Source organism: Streptomyces sp. 3MP-14 (assembly GCF_006334905.2).
GTDB classification, from domain to species: Bacteria; Actinomycetota; Actinomycetes; order Streptomycetales; family Streptomycetaceae; genus Streptomyces; species Streptomyces triticirhizae.
Window position 1 is genome coordinate 1 of the sequence record NZ_VDLZ02000011.1, and the last position, 21,703, is coordinate 21,703.

Sequence of the window (21,703 nt, forward strand, 5' to 3'; positions counted from 1 at the left end):
ACACGTCGCCCAGGAACTCAACGGCCGCCCACGCAAGACGCTCGGCTGGGATACCCCAGCCGAGCGTCTACGTGATCTACTCACCACCTGAAACCAAGTGGTGTTGCGACGACCCCTTGAACCCAAGGGATGCGGGGGCCCTGGGGTCACGCCTCAGGGGCGTGATCAGGCGGGAACGATGTTCTCCGCCTGCGGGCCCTTCTGGCCCTGGGTCACGTCGAAGGTCACCTTCTGGCCCTCGTGCAGCTCACGGAAGCCGGAAGCCGAGATGTTCGAGTAGTGGGCGAACACGTCAGCGCCGCCGCCCTCCTGCTCGATGAAGCCGAAGCCCTTTTCGGCGTTGAACCACTTAACGGTGCCTGAAGCCATTTGGCGTCTCCTTAGGGGGCAAACCCGTTCCGCACCTTGCGGGCCGGGGTCGCTGTGTGTTTTCCCCTCCGGAAACACCGGATATGAAAAAAGGTGCCCACCGACCGAAGTCGGGAAGAGCACCTGAAATTCTTGGGAACCACAACTGCAACTTCGTCCACCGTAGCACGCTCCTCCCCCAACCGCGAGCCTTGGCGGCAAGCCGCCGCCCCGAAGCCGCGATGTAAGCGCTCCGGCGCAGGTCAGGGCGTTCCCACGCGCCGACACGGATCGTTCGATCTCCTGCTAGGTCACCGACCGGCGCCAGGTCGTCGCACCGGTGGGACGGCCACCGGGCGCCACCGTCGGGCGCGGCCGAGGCGCCTCCGGGGCCGTCCACCCATCCGGCGGCATTCCGCTCACAGCCGCACCACCTGGTTGTGGCGGGACGCTCCCCGACCGCTGCCTTTCGGTCAACTCGCCCCGTGTACGGGGATCTTGCCTCCCACAGGTGCGCGAGGAGGATAATTCGACGGATGTCCGAAGCCATCTGGGTCAAGCTTCTCGACACCCTTCCCGGTGTGCTCTGGGTGGCCTTCGCGGCCACCGTGTTCCTCACCCTGCGAGGAACGATCGTCGAACGGATGGTCCCCCGGGTGACCGCGTTCCGGGCGATGGGCGTGGAGGTCGAACTCGCCAGCGACCTCGACCGGGACGGCGATCCACGGGCGGGCATCAGGATGCTGCGCGATCTGGAGCGCCACAGCGTGCACACCCCTGGTGCTGATCTACACGGGACGGTTCGACCCGGAAAAGGGCGTCGACCGCCGCATCTTCGCCGCCACCACCGCTCCGATCGCGCTGGTCCACTACGTCATCGACCTGATGGAACGCGCCCGCCTGGGCTCCCTCTGACCAACGACCCGGGGCGACCAGCCGCATCAGACCACAGCTGCGGGGCACGGAAGACCGGTGGCCGGCGGGCCACTCCACGTCCAGCCGGACGCCGTCCGCTCCGCTGCGTCGAATAGTCAGAAAGAACGGTCCCCTGGCTTGGACGGCTCCCCATCGACCACGCAACGCGTCAGGGGTCCGACCCGCTGTCGCGGATCGGACCCCTGAGCCTGTACCTCTACCGTCGGGGTGGCGGGATTTGAACCCACGACCTCTTCGTCCCGAACGAAGCGCGCTGCCAAGCTGCGCCACACCCCGGTGGAGCGTGGACTACTTTAGCTGACCAGCGGGCGTTCACGAAATCAGGTTGTGGTGGGGGTCAGCGTCAGCAGCGTCGCTTCCGGGGGGCAGGCGAAGCGGACCGGGGTGTAGCGGTTGGTGCCGCAGCCCGCCGAGACGTGGAGGTAGGAGCGGCGGTCGGCCGACTCGTGGTGGGAGAGGCCCTTGACGCGGTCGGTGTCGAGGTCGCAGTTGGTGACCAGCGCGCCGTAGAAGGGGACGCAGAGCTGCCCGCCGTGGGTGTGGCCGGCCAGGATCAGCGGGTAGCCGTCGGCGGTGAACGCGTCGAGGACGCGCAGGTAGGGGGCGTGCACCACGGCGAGCGAGAGGTCGGCGTCCGCCTCGGGTCCGCCGGCGACGGCCTCGTAGCGGTCGCGCTTGATGTGCGGGTCGTCGAGCCCGGTGAGGGCGATCTCCGCGCCGGCGGCCTTGAGTTGGCCCCGGGTGTTGGTGAGATTGACCCAGCCCGCCTCGTCGAACGCGTCCCGCAGCAGCCACCACGGGTTGCGCGGAACGTTGCGCGCCGGCGCGTTCCCGTTGAGGCCGTAGCGACCGGAGGAGCGTTCCGCCAGGTAGCGCGCGGGGTTGCGCAGGCGGGGCGCGTAGTAGTCGTTGGAGCCGAAGACGTACGCCCCCGGGAATTCCAGCAGCGGCCCCAGCGCGTCCAGCACCTCGGGGACGGCCTCGGGGTCGGAGAGGTTGTCGCCCGTGTTGATCACCAGGTCGGGCCGGAGCCCGGCGAGGGACTGGAGCCAGCGGCGCTTCTTGTGCTGCCCCGAGACCATGTGGATGTCCGACACCTGGAGCACCCGCAGCGGCGGCGCCCCCGGCGGCAGCACGGGAACGGTCACCCGACGCAACCGGAAGGATCTGACCTCGAACCCCGCCGCGTAGGCGACGGTGCCTGCGGCGAGGGCGCTGACGGCGAGGGCGGCGTTCAGGGGAATGCGATATCGCGCGCGCATGGGCCCCATGGTCGCAGAGCCAACGGGGCCCAGGGGCACCGGCTGTCACAATGGTCGGCATGACCACGTTCAAGTCCCGGTTGCAGGGCGATCTGACGGCAGCGATCAAGCAACGCGACGAGCTGCGGTCCGCCACCCTTCGGATGGCGCTGGCAGCGATCACCACCGAGGAGGTGGCGGGCAAGGCCGCCCGCGAACTCTCCGACGACGAGGTCCAGAAGGTGCTCGCCCGCGAGGCCAAGAAGCGCAGGGAGGCGGCCGAGGCGTTCGAGAAGGGCGGCCGCGCGGAGAGCGCGGAGCGGGAACGGGCGGAGGGCGCGGTGCTGGCCGAGTACCTGCCCCAGCCGCTCACGGACGAGGAGTTGGCCGGCCTGGTCGCCGAGGCGGTGGCCGAGGCACGGAGCCAGGGCGCCGAGGGGCCCAGGGCGATGGGCGCGGTGATGAAGATCGTGAACCCGAGGATCGCCGGCCGGGCCGAGGGCGGCCGGGTGGCCGCCGCCGTCAAGAAGGCGCTGGCCGGCTGAGGTTGACGCGGCGGGCCGGAGACGACGGCGCCGCAGGCCAGGGAACGACGGCGCGGCCCGCCGGAAGAGCGGCAACGGCGAAGGGCGCCCCCACCGTGCTGCGTGGTGGGGGCGCCCTCGTTCGTTCGGGGCCGACGGCCGGGGCCGTCAGTTCCGTTGGCCGCCGTTGCCGTCCTGGGGCAGGTCGGGGAGTTCGACGTCGCCCCAGTCGCCCCAGTCGCCGGGGTCGAGACCCGGGTTGCCGTCGTCGGGCGGGGAGTCCCCTTCGTCGTCCCGGTCGCGGTCCCAGTCACGGTCGCGGTCCCGATCCCGGTCGCGATCGCGGTCCCGGTCGCGTTGGTCCTCGGCCCTGGGGACGTCGACCTGGGTGAAGTTGGTCGCCGGGACGCCCTGGAGCGCGCCCGTCATCGCCTGCCGCCAGATCGGCCCGGCCACGCCGGCGCCGCTGGCCCGCTCGAAGTACCGGCCGCCGATGGTGATGTCCTCCATCGGGGGCAGGGTCTGGTCGCCGCCGACCCGCACCGCCGTGGACAGCTGCGGGGTGTACCCCACGAACCAGACGTTCTTCCGCTCGTCGGTGGTGCCGGTCTTGCCCGCGTTGTCGCGGTCGGTGAGGCCGACGGCCTGACCGGTGCCGTCCTCGATCACGCCGCGCAGCATCATGTTGATGGTCCTGGCGGTCCGCGCCGACATCACCTGGCCGCACTCGGCCGGCGGCACGCTCAGCTCCTCGCCGTCCGCGTTGGTCACCGCCGTGATGGCGACCGGCTCGCAGTAGGTGCCCTCGTTGGCGAACGCCGCGTAGGCGCTGGCCATCATCAGCGGGGTGGTCTCCTGGCCGCCCAGGGTCACCGAGGGGTTGGCCGCGAGCGGCTCGTCGCTGCCGCGCTCCACGCCGAGGTTCCCCGCCATGGTGATGGTCTCGCAGAGCCCGGCCTGGCGCTCCAGGTGGGCGAAGTAGGTGTTGATGGACTGACCGAGCGCGTCGGTCATGTCCCACTCACCTTCCTCGTCCTCGCGCTCGTTGGTCAGCGTCCACTCCGGCTCCTCGGCCGAACCCAGGGCCTGGTTCTCGCAGTTGCGGAAGTCGGACATCGGGAGGGTGATCTCGTACTCGGTCTCGTAGGTCTGGGCCGGCGAGATCCCCTGCTCCAGGGCGGCGGCCGCGGTGAACGGCTTGAACGTGGAGCCCGGCTGGAAGCCGTAGGTGGTGCCGCCCATGCCGCTGGAGACGTTGAGGTTCATCGAGGTCTGGTTCTCGCCGTAGCCGTAGGGCCGGCTCTGCGCCATGGAGACGATGTGCCCGGTGCCCGGCTCGACCTGGACGACGGCGGCGGTGATCGGCTCGTCGGGGTGGGCGCCGTCCCGCGCGGCCTGGGCGGCGGCGGCCTGGGCCTGGGGGCGGAGCGTGGTCCGGATGGTCATGCCGCCGAGGGCCCACTGGGCCGCGCGCTCCTCGCGGGTCTCGCCGAAGACCGGGTTCGCCAGGAACTCGTGCTGGACGTACTCGCAGAAGAACGCGGCGTCGTTGGGGGCGGTGATGCAGCCGTTCCTGGGCTCGCTGATGTTCAGCCCGAGGTCGGCGGCCATGGCCTCCTCGGCCTCGGCCTCGTCGATGTCCCCGACCTGGAGCATCCTGCTGATCACGGTGTTACGTCGGTCGATCGCGGCCTGCTCGTTCTCGACCGGGTCGTACTGGCTCGGCGACTGCACCAGACCGGCGATGAGCGCGGCCTCCGAGATGCTCAGCTCCGCCGCCGACTTGGAGAAGTACCGCCGGGCGGCGGCCTCGACGCCGTACGCCTGCTGGCCGAAGTACGTGATGTTGAGGTAGTTCTCCAGGATCTGGTCCTTGGACAGCTCCTGTTCGAGCTGGATCGCGTACTTCATCTCGCGGATCTTGCGGCCCAGGCCCGCCGCGCCCGACTGCTGGGTGGCCTCGGCCACCGCCTCCGCGTCGTCGCCGGCCGCCTCGACGAACACGTTCTTCACGTACTGCTGGGTGAGCGTGGAGGCGCCCTCGGCGACGCCGCCCGACTCCAGGTTCCGGTTGAGCGCGCGCAGGATGCCGCGCAGGTCGACGGCGCCGTGCTCGTAGAACCTGGCGTCCTCGATGGCGACGATCGCGTTCCGCACGTGCTCGGACATCTCGTCCAGGGGCACCACGGTGCGGTCGCGGAAGTAGACGTCGGCGATCACGTTGCCGTCGGCGTCCAGGATCGTGGTCTTCTGGCTCAACGGGGGGCGCTTCATCATGGCGGGGATCTCGTCGAACCCCTCGGCCGTGCCCCGCGCCGCCAGCCCGATGGCGCCGACCGCCGGCAGGGCGATGCCCGCCAGCACGGCGCCGGCGAGCACGCTGACACCGAGGAACTTGGCCACCTGCTGAGCGGCGCTCAGGCCGCCACCGGGACGCTTCCTACCCATGGGGGCCAGCCTACGTTCTCAAACGCCGGACAGGGCCCCGGGTGTTCGCCTAAGCTACTGACGATTCACATAAAGCCCAACGAGTCAAGTTCGGCTTCACCCGAAGGGGTGAGATCGCAAAGAGCCTGTGCTCTGCCGCTCGCCTCTCTCCACAACTCGCACGGGTGCTCTGGCCTGGGCCGCCGAACATTCACCCGGTCGGGTTACTTCCCCCTTCCCATAGTCCGATCGGGCCATTCAAGATTAGGCCCACTGGGGGTGTTGTGGTCTGGCTGCCTTCCGTAACGTCCTCAACTGGCAAGGGCGAATATGCCACTTGCCGCCGTGGGGGAGCCTCGATTCGGGAGAGGACGGCACCGGCATGAGCTGGGTTACCGACTGGAGCGCGCAGGCGGCCTGTCGCGCGACAGATCCGGATGAGTTGTTTGTTCAGGGCGCGGCACAGAACCGCGCCAAGGTGGTCTGCACCGGTTGCCCGGTGCGCACCGAGTGCCTGGCGGACGCGCTGGACAACCGCGTGGAGTTCGGCGTGTGGGGTGGGATGACGGAGCGCGAGCGGCGCGCACTGCTGCGCCGGCGCCCGACGGTCACCTCCTGGCGCCGGCTGCTGGAGACGGCGCGCACGGAATACGAGCGGAGTCTGCGCTTCAGCGACGGCGGGCGTTATCGGGACCCCCTCGACGGGTCGTCCTTCGAGGAGTGGGCCGGGGTGGGATAAAGCGAGCGGTCGACACGCGACCGTTTTCTGGAATGTTCGCCTGTGATCGCTTTGCGGCGGCACGGTGATTGCATTTGTTGGCCGGGGCGGCGAAGCGAGCCGCGCGATGGCGTATGCGCGCACGCGCGTCGGCCCGCGCGGCCGAAACTGCCGTGCCGCACGGGGCCGTTGTGGCGCCGTGCCCGTTCTCGTCCCGCCGTGGCGAGGTCGTCGTTGTGAGAGGGCTCACAGCGGTCCGTCGCCGCGGCCCCACGGCTGGCCCAGGGCCTCGCCGATGGCGCGCAGCCCCTCCAGGTCGTGCACGTCGCCGGGGAGCGCGGCCACCTCGGCCACCGGCACCTCGGGATGGAGCGCCGTGAAGCGGGCCCGGGTGCGGCTCTGGCGCGCCAACTGGCGCATGTGCTCGGCGTGGACGCGCAGCAGGGCGGCGGCGAGCCGTTCGGTGGCGTCGTCGTGCGCATCGGCGGCGTGCGCCCCGTCGTCCTGCGCATCGGCGGCGTGCGGCTCGGCCTCGTGCGCATCGGCCGTCGGGGAGGAGCCCGTGGGAGAAGGGGCTTCGGGAGAGGGACGGCCGTGCGGTCGATCCCGCGCGGAGTCGGGGGCGGGAGTGGTCCGCCCCGTCTCTGTCTGCCCGGTCGGATCATCGGCCATGCCGCTCGGGGCAAGATTTTTTCCGCCCCGACTCTCCAGCGCCTCGGCGGCGGCCAGCGCCCGTTCCGCGCTCAACTCGGCGGCGTTCGAGGTGTGGACGCGGTTGAGCACCAGGCCGGCCAGCGGCATCCGGTCGGCCGCCAGCCGTTCCACGAAGTAGGCGGCCTCGCGCAGCGCGTCCCGCTCCGGCGCCGCCACCACCAGGAACGCGGTGCCCGGCGCCTGGAGCAGCCGGTAGGTGGCGTCGGCGCGGGTGCGGAAGCCGCCGAACATCGTGTCCAGCGCCGCGACGAAGGTCTGCACGTCGCGGACCAGCCCGGCGCCCACCACCCGGTCGATGGTCCCGGTGAACCGGGAGAGCCCGGCCAGGCCCAGGTCCATGACCTTGCGCCCCGCCCGGCCGCCGGCCTTCGCCGGGCCCATCAGCAGCCGGATGAACCGGCCGTCGAGGAACGAGCCCAGGCGCTGCGGCGCGTCCAGGAAGTCCAGCGCGGAGCGGCTGGGCGGGGTGTCGACCACGATCAGGTCCCACTCGTCGCGCGCCGCGAGCTGGCCCAGCTTCTCCATCGCCATGTACTCCTGGGTGCCGGCGAAGCCGGTGGAGAGCGACTGGTAGAAGGGGTTCTCCAGAATCGCGCGGGCGCGCTCGGGGTCGGCGTGCGCCTCGACGGTCTCGTCGAAGGTCCGCTTCATGTCCAGCATCATCGCGAACAGCTCGCCGCCGGCCTCGTCCTGCACGCCCGGCACCCGGCGGGGCACGTTGTCCAGCGCGGCCAGGCCCATCGACTGGGCCAGCCGGCGGGCCGGGTCGATCGTCAACACGACGACGCGGCGCCCGCGTTCGGCGGCGCGCAGGCCGAGGGCGGCGGCCGTGGTGGTCTTGCCGACGCCGCCGGAGCCGCAGCAGACGACGATGCGGGTGTCGGGCGCGTCCAGCAGCGGGTCGAGGGCCAGCGGCGGCACCTCGGCGACCATGGACTCCCGGTCCCGGGGCTCGGTCATCGGCCCTCCCCTTCTCCCTCTTCTCCCTCGTGGTGCGGGCCCTCGCGGTGCGGGCCCTCGCACGGCGCGTTCCGGTTCACCACGGGTGCTCCCGCAGGCGGCGCGCCAGCCGGTAGAGGCCGGCCAGGTCGGCGCCGTCGGCGAGCAGCGGCAGCTCCCGCACCGGCAGGCCGAGCGCCGTCAACTCGGCGCGCTGGGCGGCCTCAAGGGACTGCCGCTCGGCGTGCGCCGCGCCCTGGGCGAGCAGCGGGGCGACCAGCCGCGCCGGGGCGGGCAGCCCGGCGGAGCGCAGCGCCCCCGCCAGCCGCTCCCGGTCGACCCCGGCCGGCTCGGCGGCGGACGCGGCGACCTCGGCGACGGGCGGCCGCACCATGTTCACCACCACGGCGCCGACCGGGAGTTCGGCCGCGCGCAGCTCGGCGACGCCGTCCGAGGTCTCCTGGACCGGCATCTCCTCCAGCAGGGTCACCAGGTGAACGGCGGTCTGGGCCGACTTCAGCACCCGCATCACGGCCCGCGCCTGGTGGTGGATCGGGCCCATCTTCGCCAGCCCGGCGACCTCGCTGTTGACGCCGAGGAAGCGGGTGATCCGGCCGGTCGGCGGGGCGTCCATCACCACCGCGTCGTAGACGAACTCCCCGTCGGGCCCGCGCCGTCGGGTGGCCTCGCACACCTTGCCGGTCAGCAGCACGTCGCGCAGCCCCGGGGCGATGGTGGTGGCGAAGTCGATGGCGCCGATCCGGCGCAGGGCCCGGCCGGCGCCGCCGAGCTTGTAGAACATCTGGAGGTAGTCGAGGAGCGCCTTCTCGGTGTCGACGGCCAGCGCGAACACCTCGCCGCCGCCGGGCCCGATCGCGATCCTGCGCTCCTCGTACGGCAGCGCCTCGGTCTCGAAGAGCTGGGCGATGCCCTGCCGGCCCTCGACCTCGACGAGCAGGGTCCGCCGCCCCTCCTCGGCCAACGCCAGGGCCAGCGCGGCCGCGACGGTCGTCTTCCCGGTGCCGCCCTTGCCGGAGACCACATGCAGTCTGCGTTCTGGGGTCACGCTGGCGAGCCTAAGGGAACGGTGTCGGCGGCCGTTTCGCCAGGGCCGGCTGGCTGCCGGCGCCGCCGGTGGCGTGGGCGGCCCGGTTGTCACTGTGCGTGATGGTGTCGCTGTCAGTGGCGGTGGCTAGAGTGGCGGCCATGAAGAAGTGGGAATACGCGACGGTGCCGCTCCTGGTGCACGCCACCAAGCAGATCCTGGACAACTGGGGCGAGGACGGCTGGGAGTTGGTGCAGGTCGTACCTGGACCGAACGCGGAGCAGCTGGTGGCTTACTTCAAGCGCGAGAAGCCCCAGGGGTGAGCGCGGTGAGCGGAGTGGAGGAGCGGCTGGCGGGGCTCGGGCTGGCGTTGCCGCCGGTCGTTCCGCCGGTGGCGGCCTATGTGCCGGCCGTGGTCAGCGGCCGCTATGTGTACACCTCGGGCCAGGTGCCGCTGGTCGCCGGGGAGCTGCCGGTGGCCGGCAAGGTCGGCGCCGAGGTCACGGAGGAGCAGGCGCGGGACATGGCGCGGGTCTGCGCGCTGAACGCGCTGGCGGCCGTGAAGTCGGTGGCCGGGGACCTGGACCGGGTGGCCAGGGTGGTCAAGGTGCTGGGCTTCGTCGCCTCGGCGCCCGGGTTCACCGGGCAGCCGCAGGTGGTCAACGGCGCCAGCGAGTTGCTGGGCGAGGTCTTCGGCGAGCGGGGCCGGCACGCGCGCAGCGCGGTCGGGGTCGCGGTGCTGCCACTGGACGCGCCGGTGGAGATCGAGATGCAGGTGGAACTGGTCGAGTGACCGTCGGCGGCTGACGGTACGTTCTCCGTGCCCGGACGTTCTCCCTGCCGGGCACGGGAGTTGGGCGGCGCGTGGGTCGTGGACGAGCGGTGGGCTCGGGGCGGCCGCGCGGGACAGGGGGAGCGGGAGGGCACGGCGGTGCGTTGTCGGTGGGGTCGGGTACAACTGACCGCATGACTGATTCCGCGTCCGAGGAGTCCCGGCCCGCCTCGGCGGACGGGGCCGCCTCCGAAGTGCCCGACTGGGAGCTGCGGTTCCGGGCGCCCCGGGTGAGCCTGCCGCGCTGGGCCCGCGAGGCGCCCGACCGTTCCCTCTTCGTCTCCAACGCCACCGGCACCTTCGAGCTGTACGCCTGGGACCGGAGCACCGGCCGGCAGCGGCAGGCCACGGACCGGCCCAACGGCACGGTCGCCGGCAGCCTCTCGCCCGACGGCGAGTGGATCTGGTGGTTCGACGACACGGACGGGGACGAGTTCGGCGTCTGGCGGCGGCAGCCGTTCGCCGGCGGGGCGGACGAGACGGCGGTGCCGGGGCTGGCCGCCGGCTACCCCAGCGGGCTGGCCCTGGGCCGGGACGGCACGGTCGTGGTCGGCCGGGACACCGAGGAGCACGGCACCACGATCCATGTGCGGCTCCCCGGCGAGGCCGAGCCGGGCGAGATCTACCGCCACCGGCAGTCGGCCGGCGTCGGCGCCCTCTCGTACGACGCCTCGCTGTTGGCGATCGAGCACACCGAGCACGGCGACGCGATGCACTCGGCGATCCGCGTCGTCCGGCCGGACGGCTCGCCGGTCGCGGAGTTGGACGACACGGCGGGCGGCACGGTCGAGCTGGGCCTGTCGGCGCTGGGCTTCCCGCCGCTGCCGGGCGACGGCCGGCTCCTCGTCGGCCACCAGCGGCACGGCCGCTGGGAGCCGCTGCTGTGGGACCCGCTGACCGGCGAGGAACGCGAGTTGGCCCTGGGCCTGCCGGGCGACGTGCACGCCTCCTGGTATCCGGACGGCTCGGCGCTGCTGGTGGTCCACAGCTTCCAGGCCCGCGACGAGCTGTACCGGTACGCCCTGGCGGACGGCGAGTTGACGCGCCTGGACACCCCGCCGGGCACGGTGGGCGGGGTCACCGCCCGGCCGGACGGCGAGGTCGAGTTCCTCTGGTCGTCGGCCGCCGAGCCGCCGCGCATCAGGTCCACCAGCGGGCGGACGGTGCTTGACCCGCCGGGGTCGAAGGCGCCGCGCTCGGTGCCGGTGGAGGACGCCTGGGTCGAGGGCCCGGGCGGCCGGGTGCACGCCCTGGTGCAACGGCCGCCGGGCGAGGGCCCGTTCCCCACCGTCTTCGACATCCACGGCGGCCCGACGGCCCACGACGACGACGGCTTCGCGGCCGGCCCGGCCGCCTGGGTGGACCACGGCTTCGCCGTCGTCCGGGTCAACTACCGGGGCTCCACCGGCTATGGCCGCGCGTGGACGGACGCCCTCAAGCACCGCGTCGGGCTGATCGAGCTGGAGGACATCGCGGCGGTGCGGGAGTGGGCCGTCTCCTCGGGACTGGCGGACCCGGAGCGGCTGGTGCTGACCGGCGGCTCCTGGGGCGGCTATCTCACCCTGCTCGGCATCGGCACCCAGCCCGACAGCTGGGCGGTCGGGGTCGCCGCGGTGCCCGTCGCGGACTATGTCGCCGCCTACGACGACGAGATGGAGGCCCTCAAGGCGCTGGACCGCACCCTGCTGGGCGGCGCCCCCGACGAGCTGCCGGAGCGTTGGGCCGCCTCCTCGCCCATCAGCTATGTGGACCGGGTGAAGGCCCCCGTCTACATCTCGGCGGGGGAGAACGACCCGCGCTGCCCCATCCGGCAGATCGAGAACTACGTGGCGCGGCTGGCCGAACGGGGCCATCCGCACGAGGTGTACCGCTATGACGCCGGGCACGGCTCGTTGGTGGTGGAGGAGCGGATCAAGCAGGTGGCGATGGAGATCAGGTTCGCGCGAGATCATCTGCCGGCCGCTCGGGCGGCGGGCTCGGCGGGGTAGCGCCGGCCGGCTCGTCCGGGGCCGTCGGCTCGGCCGGTTCGTTCGGGGCGTCGGCGCCTTTGGGGCCTTCGGGGCCGTTGGGCCGGTCCGGGCCCTCAGGGCCGGGCGCTGGGGTCCCGCCGCCCGGCGCGGGGCCCTCGTCGGTCAGGCCCAACTCCCGGTCCCGCTGCTGCTCCACCTCCCGGCGGAACAGCCGGAACCACATGAAGACCGCGAAGCCGGCGAAGACGAACCACTCGGCGGTGTAGCCCAGATTCTGGAAGGCGTCCAGGTCGAGTCCGGTGCCGGTGGGGGCGGTGGCCGGCACGGCCACCAGGGGCGAGGTGGGCTCGCGCACCGTGATCCAGGAGTCGGTGACCTCGTACGGCAGCACGTTGATCAGCGAGGCGGCGCCGATCACGCCCAACTCGCCCGGCGCCAGGCCCTCGGTCCGCCCGCTGACCTGGCTGGGCGACTCGGCGGCCTGGAGCGCGCCGACGACGGTCACCTCGCCGGCCGGCGGCTCGGGCGCCGTCGCCGGGTCGGCCTCGCCCGGCAGCCAGCCGCGCACCACCGGCACGGCCGGCGAGCCGTCGGCCGGGCGCAGCGGGGTCAGCACATAGAAGCCGCGCCGGCCGTCCACCATCCGTTCGGGGACGAGGAGTTGGTGCTCGGCGTCGAAGCTGCCGGTGACCTCGGCCTGGTGGCCGACGGTCTCGGTGGTCAGCGGCAGCAGCTCGGCCAGCGGGCGCACCTCGCCCTCGCCCTCGGCCAGCCGCTCCTGCTCGCGGTGCGAGTCCACCTGCGCCTCGAACCGGCTCAGCTGCCAGGTGCCGGCGGCCAGACAGATCGGCACGGCCAGTACCACGAAGACGTTGATCGCCCACCAGCGCGGGGTCAGCAGAAACCGGTACACGCCTCAACGGTACTGGCGCGCCCCGCGCGGCCCGGCGTCGGGGCCGGGCGACGGCGGGCCCGTGCCGGCGGCGGTCAGCCGGCCGGGGCCAGCACGCCGGTGCGGTAGATCGTTCCCGAGCAGGTGCCGTCGAGCACGATGCGGGCCGCCTCGGGCTCCCCGGCCGCCGGGGTGTAGCGCAGGACCACGCCGGTGGACTCGCCGTCGCTGCCGCCGCCGTCGACGGGCGGGCTGGTTCCGCCGGGCCCGCCGGAGTCGCCGCCTGGCGTGCCGCCGCTCGCGTCGCCCGGGTCCGAGCCGCCCGGGCTCTGCCCGTCGCTGTCGCCGCCCGCGCCCTCGGCGCCGGTCGAGTCGGAGCCGCTCGACCCGGGCGAACCCGAGGCGCCGGCCGTGCCGGTGGCCCCGGTGCCGCCCGCGCCCCCGCTGCCGGAGGCGCCGCTGGTGGTCGTGGAGCCGTCGGAGTCGCCGGTGCCGCCGGCGCCGCCGGCGCCCGAGGAGTCGCCCGACCCGCCCGCGTCGCCGCCGGAGTCGCCGCCGGTCGCCGAGCCCTCCGGGTCGTCGGTGCGCAGCTGCGGGCTGTGCGAGGAGCCGGCGCCCGGCGTCGGGCTCGCCGCGATCGCGCAGCCGCTGAGTGACGGCCCGTCCGGCACCCAGGCGAAGCGCACCTCGAAGCCCTCGCCGGGCGGCAGGATCAGTTCGTCATGGGCCTCTTCGGGCGCCGGCAGACCCGTCGCCCGGTCACCCTCCGTGCGGTCGACGACCCGCACCGGGTTGGACCCGGCCTCCTCGGAGAGCACCGCCAACTCGCCCTCACCGGTGACGCGGCAGGGCTCGTTCGAGACATTGACCATCCGGATCAGGCCATAGATCCGGCCATCCTCGTCCGGCGGCTCGGTGTCGGTGACCACCCGGCCGAGCTGCTCGCGCAGGCAGCTGGGCGAGGTCACGCCCAGGGTCTCCCTGGCGTCGGTCGGGTCCCCCTCGCCCGGGTCGCCGGAGCCGAACGGAAGCCCGCCGTCGCTGTCCACCCCGCCGTCGCTCTGGTCGCTGAGGCCGCCGCCGCCCGACGGATAGGGCTCCCCGGTGTCGCCGGGGCCGCCGCTCTCGCCGTAACTCCCGGGCGGACCGCCGCCGTTGGAGGTGTCCATCGAGGAGTCCTGGCCGCCGACCGAGTCGGCGACGCTGGCCATCAGCGGGGCGCCGACGCTCAGCAGCGCGACCGAGGCCGCCGTGCCCAGCAGCAGATGCCGCCGGCGCCGGCGGCGCAGCGGCACGGCGACGCGCAGGTTGTCCAGGGAGTCCGGGCCGGGTTCGAGGTCGCCGACGGCGTCCCGGAACAGCCGCCGCAGCTCCTCGACCTCGGCGTCTTCGGCGCCGTCGGCGTGCTCCGGGGGCAGATCCCCGAGGTCCTCGTGCCGGCCGGCGCCGCGCCCGGGGGCGCCCGCCTCGTGCCGGCCGCGCTCGGCCACCCCGAACGCGCCGCTCCCCGCGTCCGGCCGGCGCCCGTCCGTCCCGCGTGCGTCCGTCCCGCGTGCGTCCGGCCGTCCCGCGTCCGTCGACGGCGCGTCGCCCTCCCGCGCGGTCGGCTCCCGCTCGGGATGGGCGTCGGTGGGCTCCCGGTCCGGCTCACGCCGGGGACCGGGGCGGTGCTCGGTCATCTGGCGGCCTCCATGGCGACGCGCAGCGCCGCGATGCCGCGTGACCCGTAGGCCTTGACCGAGCCGGCCGAGATGCCGAGCGCCCTGGCCACCTCGGCCTCGGACATGTCGGCGAAGTAGCGCAGGACCAGCACCTCGCGCTGGCGCCGTTGCAGGCCGCGCATCGCCTTGATCAGGTCGGCGCGCTCCAACTGCTCGTAGGCGCCCTCCTCCGCGCTGGCCATGTGCGGCAGCGGCTTGCTGAGGAGCTTCAACCCGATGATCCGCCGGCGCAGGGTGGAACGGGAGAGGTTGACCACCGTCTGCCGCAGGTAGGCCAGCGTCTTCTCGGGGTCGCGCACCCGGCTGCGCGCCGAGTGGACCCGGATGAACGCCTCCTGCACCACGTCCTCGCAGGACGCGGTGTCGTCGAGCAACAGGGCGGCGAGACCGAGCAGCGAGCGGTAGTGCGCCCGGTAGGTCTCGGTCAGGAAGTCGACGGTGGTGCCCTCAGCCATCGTGTCGTCAGCACCCTCGCCGGCGGCGGCGATACGACTCGGTCGCGCGGCGGGCAGAGGCGCGGTCACGGCCCCGCTCCCGGCTCCGGTGGAACTGGGCCGAGCGAGGGGGCGGTTCGGCGCTGCCATGAATTCGAGGACCTCTGCCACGCCTGTTGGACACGTTCTCCCCCGCGAAGGTTGTACGGCACGGGGGAGCTTTCGCCTATCGGGTGTTGTGCCCTCATATGTCCCGCCCTGCCGTCGATGCCCTGCTCTGGTCGGTGCCTGGCCCTGCTCCGAGGACGCGCTAACGACTCTCCCCGCGACCGCGGTGGAGATGGTGCGGCGCGGGGAGAGGAAATCGTCTCTCGGGTGCTCGGTCCGTAGCAAGCCGTACCGGCCTACGAGTTGGTCACGAGAGATTCACAACCAACCATCCTCGGACGCGAGGCGATGCAAACGAGTCAGCGAACGAAGTACGGGGCGTAGAACGACCCCCGGTCAGCGGCCCGTTCCGCCGTAGACCACGGCCTCGTCGCTGTCGCTGTCGAGGCCGAAGGCGGTGTGCACCGCCACCACGGCCGCGTTGGCGTCGTCCTCACGGGTGACCACCGAGATCCGGATCTCCGACGTGGAGATCAGCTCGATGTTGACCCCGGCGTTGGAGAGCGCCTCGAAGAACGTCGCCGTGACCCCGGGGTTGGTCTTCATGCCCGCGCCGACCAGCGAGATCTTGGCGATCTGGTCGTCGTAGCGCAGCGCGTCGAAACCGATCTGGGCGCGCCGCTTCTCCAGCGCCTCGATCGCCTTGCGCCCCTCCGACTTGGGCAGGGTGAAGGAGATGTCCGTCAGCCCGGTGGCGGCGGCGGAGACGTTCTGCACCACCATGTCGATGTTGATGCTGGCGTCGGCGATGGCACGGAAGATCTTGGCGGCCTCACCCGGCTTGTCCGGCACCCCCACGACCGTGACCTTGGCCTCGGAGGTGTCGTGGGCGACCCCCGAGATGATTGCCTGCTCCACCGCTTCCCCTTCCTGCTGACGCTCGTGCTGCGGGCTGCCGACCCAGGTGCCAGGCTTGCCCGAGAACGAGGACCTGACATGGATCGGGATGTTGTATCGGCGGGCGTACTCCACGCAGCGGTGGAGCAGCACCTTGGAGCCGGAACTGGCCAGCTCCAGCATGTCCTCGAAGGAGATCCAGTCGATCTTCCTGGCCTTCTTCACCACTCGGGGGTCGGCGGTGAAGACGCCGTCAACGTCGGTGTAGATCTCGCAGACCTCGGCGTCCAGGGCGGCGGCCAGCGCCACCGCCGTGGTGTCCGAGCCGCCACGGCCCAGCGTGGTGATGTCCTTGCTGTTCTGGGACACCCCCTGGAAGCCCGCGACGATCGCGATGTTGCCCTGGTCCACGGAACTCTTGATGCGCCCCGGGGTCACATCGATGATGCGGGCCTTGTTGTGCACGGCGTCGGTGATGACGCCGGCCTGGCTTCCGGTGAACGACTGGGCCTCGTGGCCCAGCGAGGTGATCGCCATGGCCAACAGGGCCATGGAGATGCGTTCCCCGGCGGTCAACAGCATGTCCAGTTCCCGCCCCGAGGCGACGGGGGACACCTCAGCGGCGAGATCCATCAGCTCGTCCGTCGTGTCGCCCATCGCGGAGACCACGACCACCACCTGGTGGCCGTTCTTCTTGGCCTCGACAACTCGCTTGGCGACCCGCTTGATACCTTCGGCATCGGCAACGGAGGAGCCGCCGTACTTCTGCACGACAAGGCCCACGTGTGCTCGCTCCTCGTGTGAGTCACTCTCCGCAGTCGCTTTGGGGACTGCGGCCGGCTGAATACTACCGAGCGAAGCGACAACCCCGCCCGTCCAGCCACGAGCCCTGCCCGCTGGTCGGGCGGCACACACGGAAACAAGCACGAAACGTAACCGACCTCACATTGCCAGCCGAACGTTGAAAACGATCATTGGCGGGTCGTCATGGCTCAGAAGCCACCGGGAACCGGTACAGAGAAGGCACCTACATGAACTTGCGCGGCCTGGACGAACTCACCGGAGTGCCCGAGCCCGCCTGGCCGGAGCTGGTGAGCAAGGTCTCGTCGGCCACCGTGCCCCTGGAGATCGTCCCCGTCGACCCGGCCCTCGGCCGCGCGACGCTGCTGCAACTCCAGGTCACCGCCCGCTCCTACCTCGGCGCCTTCGCGCTGCACTGCGGCGGGCTGCTGCTGGACGACGGCTGGCTGCGGGTCTTCGGCAGCGCCACGCCCCGCAACCCGCACGGGCTGCCCAGCCTGGCCAGGGTGAACGGCTTCCCCGAGCCGTTCGACCCCGACTGGCGCCCCGAGGCCGGGCTGGTGCTGGCCTGGGACGTGATCGGCGGCGTCTTCGCGCTCAACGGGCCCGAGCCGGCGGCCTTCGGACGCCCGGGGCGGCCCGGCGAGGTGGTCTACTTCGCGCCCGACACCCTCGGCTGGGTGGCGCTCGACGTGCCGCACTCGGCCTGGTTCGACTGGCTGTTGACGGGCGGCCCCGCCGCGTTCTACCGGGACGTGCGCTGGCCGGACTGGCGGGCCGAGACCCGGGCCCTGGACACGGCGGCCGAGGGGCTGTCGGTGATCCCGCCTCTGTGGTCCCGCGAGGCGCGGGCCGACCTGCCGGGCACCTCGCGGCGGCCGGTGCCCATGGTCGAGCTGTTGGAGGTGCACCAGGAGTACGCCCGCCAGCTGACCGGCGCCGACCCGGGCTTCCTCGGCGAGACGGCCGGCTCGGCCTGACGCCGCCGGCTGCCCGCCGGCTGCCCGCCGGTCCCGCGCCTCGCCCGGCCTGACGGACCGGTCCGGTCGTCCGGGGGTGGCGTGCCGACATTTCCGGCATATCGTTTGTCCATGGGCGTTTCTCAGCGTGGTTCCAGGCTCTCCTCGCTGGAACCGCTGGTGGTGGAGGCCCTGGACCGGACCGGCGCCTACGGCGGGCTGGTGTATCTGCTGGAACCCGACGCCACCCTCCTCCGCCTCGCCCTGATCAGCGGCGTTCCGCCCGGCCTCGCCTGGCAGTGGACGCGGGTCAAGCTCAGCTCCCGGCTGCCCGTGGCGGAGGCGGCCAGGGAACGCCGGCTGGTCTGGCGCGACGTGCGGGGGCGCGGCGAGGTCGCCGCCGACGAGGGGCAGGCCGCCATGGCCATGCCCTACGCGTTCGCCCTCGGCTCCGCCCCGATCAGGGACGCGCTCGACGCGCCCGACACCTGCTGGGGCGTCGTCACCCTGCTCTGGCCGGCGTCCCACCCGAAGGGGCCGTCCGACGTCGAGGTCAGTGAGCTGCACCGCCTCTGCCGCCGGCTGGCCGGGCTGCTGCGGCGGGCCCAGGAGGAGGGCGAGCCCTACCTCCCCGAGGACCGCCCCAAGGTCCTCTTCCGGCCACGGCCGCGCACCCCGGGGCCGGACGAGGCGCTGGCCGCCTCCGACCTGGTCGAGGGCCTGCCCGACGGCTGGTGCGCGGTGAACCTCGACGGCGTCGTCGCCTACGCCAACGGCCGGGCGGCCGAACTGCTCGACACCGACGTGGAGTCGCTGCTCGGCCGGCGGCCGGCCGAGAGCGTGCGCTGGCTGGGCGACCCGCTGATCGAGGACCGCTACCGCACGGCCATCTTCAGCCGGGAGTCGCTCTCGTTCTCGATGGCCAAGCCCTCCAAGGAGTGGATCACCTTCCACGTCTATCCGGGCCCGCGCGGCATCACCATCCAGATCAGCCCGGCGCGGGCACCGGCCCCGGGTGAGGGGGCGCGGCGGCGCGGGCTGCCCTCGACCCCCGCTCCCGCCCCGGCCGAGGGCGGGGCGCTCTACCAGCTGCTGCAACTGGGCACCGCCCTCACCCAGGCCGTCGGCGTCAAGGACGTGGTGGAAACGGTCGCCGACCAACTGATGTCCGCATTCGACGCTCAGGGAATGGTCATTTTCCTGGCCGAAGGCGGTCGGCTGCGGTCCGTCGGCTATCGCGGCTTCGAGCCCGAGGTGATGGAGCGCTACGACAATGTTCCGCTCCACCCGCCGCCGTCCCCCGCCGCGAAGTCGCTGCTCGACCGGGAACCGGCGTTCTACGGCTCGCGCGAGGAGCTGTTCCGCGACCACCCGGGGATGCGCCCCGCCGTCCAGATGCGGGCATGGGGCTTTCTGCCGCTGATCACCTCCGGTCGTTCGGTGGGCTGTCTGGTGCTGGCCTATGACCGGGAGCACCAGTTCACGTCCGAGGAGCGGGCGGTGCTGACCTCGTTGGCCAGCCTGGTCTCCCAGGCCATGGACCGGGCGCGGCTCTACGACACCAAGCACCAGCTCGTCCTCAGCCTCCAGGCCGGGCTGCTGCCGCACCGCCTGCCCGAGCTGCCGGGGCTGACCGTGGCCGCCCGCTATCTGCCGGCCACCGAGGGCATCGAGATCGGCGGCGACTTCTACGACGTGATCCCGCTGGACGACCACAACACCGCCGTCGCCATCGGCGATGTCCAGGGACACAACGTCAAGGCCGCCGCGCTGATGGGCCAGGTGCGCACGGCCGTGCACGCCGCCGCCGGCGAGGCCCCGGGCGAGGTGCTCAGCCGCACCAACCGGCTGCTCACCGACCTCGACCCCGGCCTCTTCACCAGCTGCCTCTACGCGCACTACGACCGTTCGAACCACCAGCTGCGGCTGGCCAGCGCCGGCCACCCGCCGCCGCTGCTGCGCCACCCCAACGGGCGCGCCGACCTGCTGCCCGTTCCGCCCGGCCTGCTGCTCGGCATCGACCGGGAGGCCGAGTACCCGGAGACGGAGGTCTCGCTGCCGCCGGGCTCTGTGCTGGTCATGTACACCGACGGCCTCATCGAGACCCCGGGCGAGGATCTGGAGGACTCGGCGCTGCGGCTGGCCGGCCATCTGGTGCGCGCCGGCGACCAGCGGATGGACGTGCTGGCCGACACGCTGCTGCACGGCACCCACCACGCGGAGACGAGGGACGACGACATCGCGCTGCTGTTGCTGCGCACCGTCAGCTGAGCGGGCGTCGGGGTCCGTTGCCTCGCGGCGGGCGGCGGGCGGTGCGTTCGCCGGCCGTCAGCGGGTGTCGCGTTTGCCGGCCGTCAGCGGGTGTCGCGTTTGCCGGCCGTCAGCGGGCGTCGCGCGCGGTCAGCCCCAGCGGCGCGCCGATCTCGGCCGCCATGACCCGGCCGGCCTGCCGCTCCAGGTCGCCGTCCTCGGCCGCGCTGTCCGTGTCCAAGCCGTTCAACTCGGCCAGCGGCGTGTTGAGTCGCACGTGCGCCACCAGCGACTGAAGCGCCCTCAGGGAGGCGCTGGCCGTCGGGCCCCAGTTCGTCAGATAGGAGAACTGCCACCACCACAGCGCCTCGCTGACCCGGCCCTCGCGGTAGTGCGCCATGCCGTGCCGCAGATCGCTGACGATGTTGGCCAGGTCGTCGGATATCCGCGCCGCGACCGGCGTGCTGTGCGGGACATAGGGGTCGAAGACCTCGGAGTAGACGTCCACCGGCGTCAGCAACGCGGCCAGCGCCTCGCGCAACGAGTCCATGTCCGGGTCGGGGCCGGTGTCCGGCTCGTACCGCTCGTCCGGAACGATGTCCTCGTGGGCGCCCAACCGGCCGCCGGCGAGCAGCAGTTGCGAGACCTGCAACAGCAGGTAGGGCACCGCGCTGTCCGGGTCGTCGCCCCTGGCCACCTCCGTCACGGCGACCACGAAGCTCTCGATCTGGTCCGCGATCTGCACCGAGAAGCTGTCCGGGCCCGCCAGGGACTCCGGGCGCTCCTCGCGGGCCAACAGACCGGCCTGCTCGACCTGGTCCATCGGCGTCTCATCGATCTCCGGCCCCGTCGTCGCATCGGACATCAGGCGGTCGCCTCCCCAACGGTCGTCCCTACGTCTGCGCGAGCGACGGCGGGCCCGGCGCCGGCGGCCGGCTCGGTCGTCCTCGCGTTACACATCAAGCAGCCGCCTGCCCTCGAAGGCTCGGCCCAGGGTGACCTCGTCGGCATACTCCAAGTCTCCCCCCACCGGCAGGCCGCTGGCTAGCCGGGTGACCCGAAGGCCCATCGGGCTTACCATCCGCGCCAGATAGGTGGCGGTGGCCTCGCCCTCCAGGTTGGGGTCGGTGGCCAGGATCAGCTCGGTGACCGAGCCGTCGGCCAGCCGGGCCAGCAACTCCCTGATCCGCAGGTCGTCGGGGCCGACCCCGTCGATCGGGCTGATCGCGCCGCCCAACACGTGGTAGCGGCCCCGGAACTCGCGGGTGCGCTCGATGGCCACCACGTCCTTGGGCTCCTCGACCACGCAGATCACCGCCGGGTCCCGGCGCGGGTCGGCGCAGACCCGGCACTGCTCCTCCTGCGCGACGTTGCCGCACACCGCACAGAACCGCACCCGCTCCTTGACCTCGGTGAGGGCGCGTGCGAGCCGCCGCACATCGGCCGGCTCGGACTGGAGGATGTGGAACGCGATCCGCTGGGCGCTCTTCGGGCCCACGCCCGGCAGGCGCCCCAGCTCGTCGATGAGTTCCTGGACTACGCCCTCGTACACGGGATGCCTCTCCGCTTCCGCTGTCCGCTTCCGCCGGCCGGCTCAGATCGGCAGGCCGGGGATGCCGCCGCCGCCCAGGCCCTGCGCGAGCGGGCCCAGCTTGGCCTTGGCCAGCTCCTGGGCCGAGTTGTTGGCGTCGCGGACGGCGGCGATCACCAGGTCGGCCAGGGTCTCGGTGTCGTCGGGGTCCACGGCCTCGGACGCGATCACCAGGGCCGTCAACTCGCCCGAGCCGGTGACCGTGGCCTTGACCAGGCCGCCTCCCGCGCTGCCCTCCACCGGAGTCTCGGCCAGCTCCTGCTGCGCCGTGGCGAGATCCTGCTGCATCTTCTGGGCCTGCTGCAACAACTGCTGCATATCGACCCCACCGCCACCAGGGAACACGGGCTTCACTC

The 21,703-nt window shown here is 72.5% G+C and carries 20 protein-coding genes and 1 tRNA gene; 8 read left to right on the forward strand and 13 right to left on the reverse strand.

What is annotated here, in order from left to right:
- Positions 1–165 precede the first annotated feature (165 nt).
- Positions 166–369 carry a cold-shock protein gene (locus tag FH609_RS18585; protein WP_122399251.1) on the reverse strand — a complete coding sequence of 68 codons (204 nt, stop codon included), beginning with the start codon at positions 367–369 and terminating at the stop codon, positions 166–168.
- A gap of 759 nt (positions 370–1,128) precedes the next feature.
- Here FH609_RS18585 and FH609_RS32165 point away from each other — a divergent pair.
- Entirely contained in the window at positions 1,129–1,263 is a 135-nt protein-coding gene (locus FH609_RS32165) for a hypothetical protein (RefSeq protein ID WP_264372776.1), read from the forward strand.
- A gap of 223 nt (positions 1,264–1,486) precedes the next feature.
- Here FH609_RS32165 and FH609_RS18595 read toward each other — a convergent pair.
- Together FH609_RS18595 and FH609_RS18600 are read right to left on the reverse strand one after the other, a co-directional pair.
- A tRNA-Pro gene (locus FH609_RS18595) sits at positions 1,487–1,560 on the reverse strand.
- A gap of 44 nt (positions 1,561–1,604) precedes the next feature.
- Positions 1,605–2,546: a metallophosphoesterase gene (locus tag FH609_RS18600; protein WP_139669493.1), complete on the reverse strand. Its 942-nt coding sequence runs from the start codon at positions 2,544–2,546 to the stop codon at positions 1,605–1,607.
- A 59-nt stretch (positions 2,547–2,605) separates the two neighbouring features.
- Between FH609_RS18600 and FH609_RS18605 the strand changes: the two genes are divergently transcribed.
- Positions 2,606–3,070: a GatB/YqeY domain-containing protein gene (locus tag FH609_RS18605; RefSeq protein ID WP_139669495.1), complete on the forward strand. Its 465-nt coding sequence runs from the start codon at positions 2,606–2,608 to the stop codon at positions 3,068–3,070.
- 147 nt (positions 3,071–3,217) lie between these two features.
- Here FH609_RS18605 and FH609_RS18610 read toward each other — a convergent pair whose 3' ends face one another.
- A complete protein-coding gene (locus FH609_RS18610) occupies positions 3,218–5,497 on the reverse strand; it encodes a transglycosylase domain-containing protein (RefSeq protein ID WP_139669497.1) in 2,280 nt (759 codons plus the stop codon).
- A 361-nt stretch (positions 5,498–5,858) separates the two neighbouring features.
- Here FH609_RS18610 and FH609_RS18620 point away from each other — a divergent pair, with 361 nt between their 5' ends.
- On the forward strand, positions 5,859–6,215 hold the full coding sequence (locus FH609_RS18620) for a WhiB family transcriptional regulator (protein ID WP_139669500.1): 357 nt from the start codon (positions 5,859–5,861) through the stop codon (positions 6,213–6,215).
- A 225-nt stretch (positions 6,216–6,440) separates the two neighbouring features.
- Here FH609_RS18620 and FH609_RS18625 read toward each other — a convergent pair whose 3' ends face one another.
- A complete protein-coding gene (locus FH609_RS18625; RefSeq protein ID WP_226961791.1) occupies positions 6,441–7,868 on the reverse strand; it encodes an ArsA family ATPase in 1,428 nt (475 codons plus the stop codon).
- A gap of 76 nt (positions 7,869–7,944) precedes the next feature.
- The gene (locus FH609_RS18630) at positions 7,945–8,913 is read right to left on the reverse strand and encodes an ArsA family ATPase (protein ID WP_139669502.1); all 969 of its coding nucleotides are present in this window, start codon (positions 8,911–8,913) and stop codon (positions 7,945–7,947) included.
- 140 nt (positions 8,914–9,053) lie between these two features.
- Here FH609_RS18630 and FH609_RS18635 point away from each other — a divergent pair, with 140 nt between their 5' ends.
- The 3 genes from FH609_RS18635 (at position 9,054) to FH609_RS18645 (ending at position 11,712) form a co-directional block, all read left to right on the forward strand.
- Positions 9,054–9,215 (forward strand): DUF4177 domain-containing protein, encoded by a 162-nt coding sequence (locus FH609_RS18635; protein ID WP_122399259.1) that lies wholly within the window; start codon positions 9,054–9,056, stop codon positions 9,213–9,215.
- A 5-nt stretch (positions 9,216–9,220) separates the two neighbouring features.
- Positions 9,221–9,685 (forward strand): RidA family protein, encoded by a 465-nt coding sequence (locus FH609_RS18640; protein ID WP_139669504.1) that lies wholly within the window; start codon positions 9,221–9,223, stop codon positions 9,683–9,685.
- Between the two features lie 173 nt (positions 9,686–9,858).
- Positions 9,859–11,712, forward strand: coding sequence for a prolyl oligopeptidase family serine peptidase (locus FH609_RS18645; RefSeq protein ID WP_139669505.1), 1,854 nt, complete (start codon positions 9,859–9,861; stop codon positions 11,710–11,712).
- Here FH609_RS18645 and FH609_RS18650 read toward each other — a convergent pair.
- The 4 genes from FH609_RS18650 to FH609_RS18665 form a co-directional block, all read right to left on the reverse strand.
- Complete coding sequence (locus tag FH609_RS18650; RefSeq protein WP_139669507.1) at positions 11,657–12,607, reverse strand: SURF1 family protein; 951 nt, start codon at positions 12,605–12,607, stop codon at positions 11,657–11,659. The two genes, FH609_RS18645 and FH609_RS18650, sit on opposite strands and share 56 nt — an antisense overlap.
- A gap of 74 nt (positions 12,608–12,681) precedes the next feature.
- Positions 12,682–14,265, reverse strand: coding sequence for a hypothetical protein (locus tag FH609_RS18655; protein ID WP_139669509.1), 1,584 nt, complete (start codon positions 14,263–14,265; stop codon positions 12,682–12,684).
- Entirely contained in the window at positions 14,262–14,891 is a 630-nt protein-coding gene (locus FH609_RS18660; RefSeq protein WP_139669512.1) for a SigE family RNA polymerase sigma factor, read from the reverse strand. The genes FH609_RS18655 and FH609_RS18660 overlap by 4 nt, the downstream gene beginning before the upstream one ends.
- Before the next feature lie 354 nt (positions 14,892–15,245).
- Positions 15,246–16,529 (reverse strand): aspartate kinase, encoded by a 1,284-nt coding sequence (locus tag FH609_RS18665; RefSeq protein ID WP_139669514.1) that lies wholly within the window; start codon positions 16,527–16,529, stop codon positions 15,246–15,248.
- Positions 16,530–16,777: 248 nt separating this feature from the next.
- On the opposite strand from FH609_RS18665, the gene FH609_RS18670 reads away from it, so the two are divergent.
- Together FH609_RS18670 and FH609_RS18675 are read left to right on the forward strand one after the other, a co-directional pair.
- Positions 16,778–17,527, forward strand: coding sequence for a DUF2625 family protein (locus FH609_RS18670; RefSeq protein ID WP_319789607.1), 750 nt, complete (start codon positions 16,778–16,780; stop codon positions 17,525–17,527).
- 111 nt (positions 17,528–17,638) lie between these two features.
- A complete protein-coding gene (locus FH609_RS18675; protein WP_139669516.1) occupies positions 17,639–19,777 on the forward strand; it encodes a SpoIIE family protein phosphatase in 2,139 nt (712 codons plus the stop codon).
- A 109-nt stretch (positions 19,778–19,886) separates the two neighbouring features.
- Here the strand turns inward: FH609_RS18675 and FH609_RS18680 are convergent, their stop codons facing one another.
- The 3 genes from FH609_RS18680 to FH609_RS18690 form a co-directional block, all read right to left on the reverse strand.
- A complete protein-coding gene (locus FH609_RS18680; protein ID WP_226961792.1) occupies positions 19,887–20,621 on the reverse strand; it encodes a DUF5063 domain-containing protein in 735 nt (244 codons plus the stop codon).
- Positions 20,622–20,708: 87 nt separating this feature from the next.
- Complete coding sequence (gene recR / locus FH609_RS18685; protein WP_139669518.1) at positions 20,709–21,308, reverse strand: recombination mediator RecR; 600 nt, start codon at positions 21,306–21,308, stop codon at positions 20,709–20,711.
- 42 nt (positions 21,309–21,350) lie between these two features.
- Positions 21,351–21,692, reverse strand: coding sequence for a YbaB/EbfC family nucleoid-associated protein (locus FH609_RS18690; RefSeq protein WP_139669520.1), 342 nt, complete (start codon positions 21,690–21,692; stop codon positions 21,351–21,353).
- Positions 21,693–21,703: the final 11 nt, after the last annotated feature.

Coding starts and splice junctions, on each gene's coding strand:
- FH609_RS18585 (WP_122399251.1), bottom strand. CDS start 369: ATGGCTTCAGGCACCGTTAAGTGGTTCAACGCCGAAAAGGGCTTCGGC.
- FH609_RS18600 (WP_139669493.1), bottom strand. CDS start 2,546: ATGCGCGCGCGATATCGCATTCCCCTGAACGCCGCCCTCGCCGTCAGC.
- FH609_RS18605 (WP_139669495.1), top strand. CDS start 2,606: ATGACCACGTTCAAGTCCCGGTTGCAGGGCGATCTGACGGCAGCGATC.
- FH609_RS18610 (WP_139669497.1), bottom strand. CDS start 5,497: ATGGGTAGGAAGCGTCCCGGTGGCGGCCTGAGCGCCGCTCAGCAGGTG.
- FH609_RS18620 (WP_139669500.1), top strand. CDS start 5,859: ATGAGCTGGGTTACCGACTGGAGCGCGCAGGCGGCCTGTCGCGCGACA.
- FH609_RS18625 (WP_226961791.1), bottom strand. CDS start 7,868: ATGACCGAGCCCCGGGACCGGGAGTCCATGGTCGCCGAGGTGCCGCCG.
- FH609_RS18635 (WP_122399259.1), top strand. CDS start 9,054: ATGAAGAAGTGGGAATACGCGACGGTGCCGCTCCTGGTGCACGCCACC.
- FH609_RS18645 (WP_139669505.1), top strand. CDS start 9,859: ATGACTGATTCCGCGTCCGAGGAGTCCCGGCCCGCCTCGGCGGACGGG.
- FH609_RS18655 (WP_139669509.1), bottom strand. CDS start 14,265: ATGACCGAGCACCGCCCCGGTCCCCGGCGTGAGCCGGACCGGGAGCCC.
- FH609_RS18660 (WP_139669512.1), bottom strand. CDS start 14,891: ATGGCAGCGCCGAACCGCCCCCTCGCTCGGCCCAGTTCCACCGGAGCC.
- FH609_RS18670 (WP_319789607.1), top strand. CDS start 16,778: ATGAACTTGCGCGGCCTGGACGAACTCACCGGAGTGCCCGAGCCCGCC.
- FH609_RS18675 (WP_139669516.1), top strand. CDS start 17,639: ATGGGCGTTTCTCAGCGTGGTTCCAGGCTCTCCTCGCTGGAACCGCTG.
- FH609_RS18680 (WP_226961792.1), bottom strand. CDS start 20,621: ATGTCCGATGCGACGACGGGGCCGGAGATCGATGAGACGCCGATGGAC.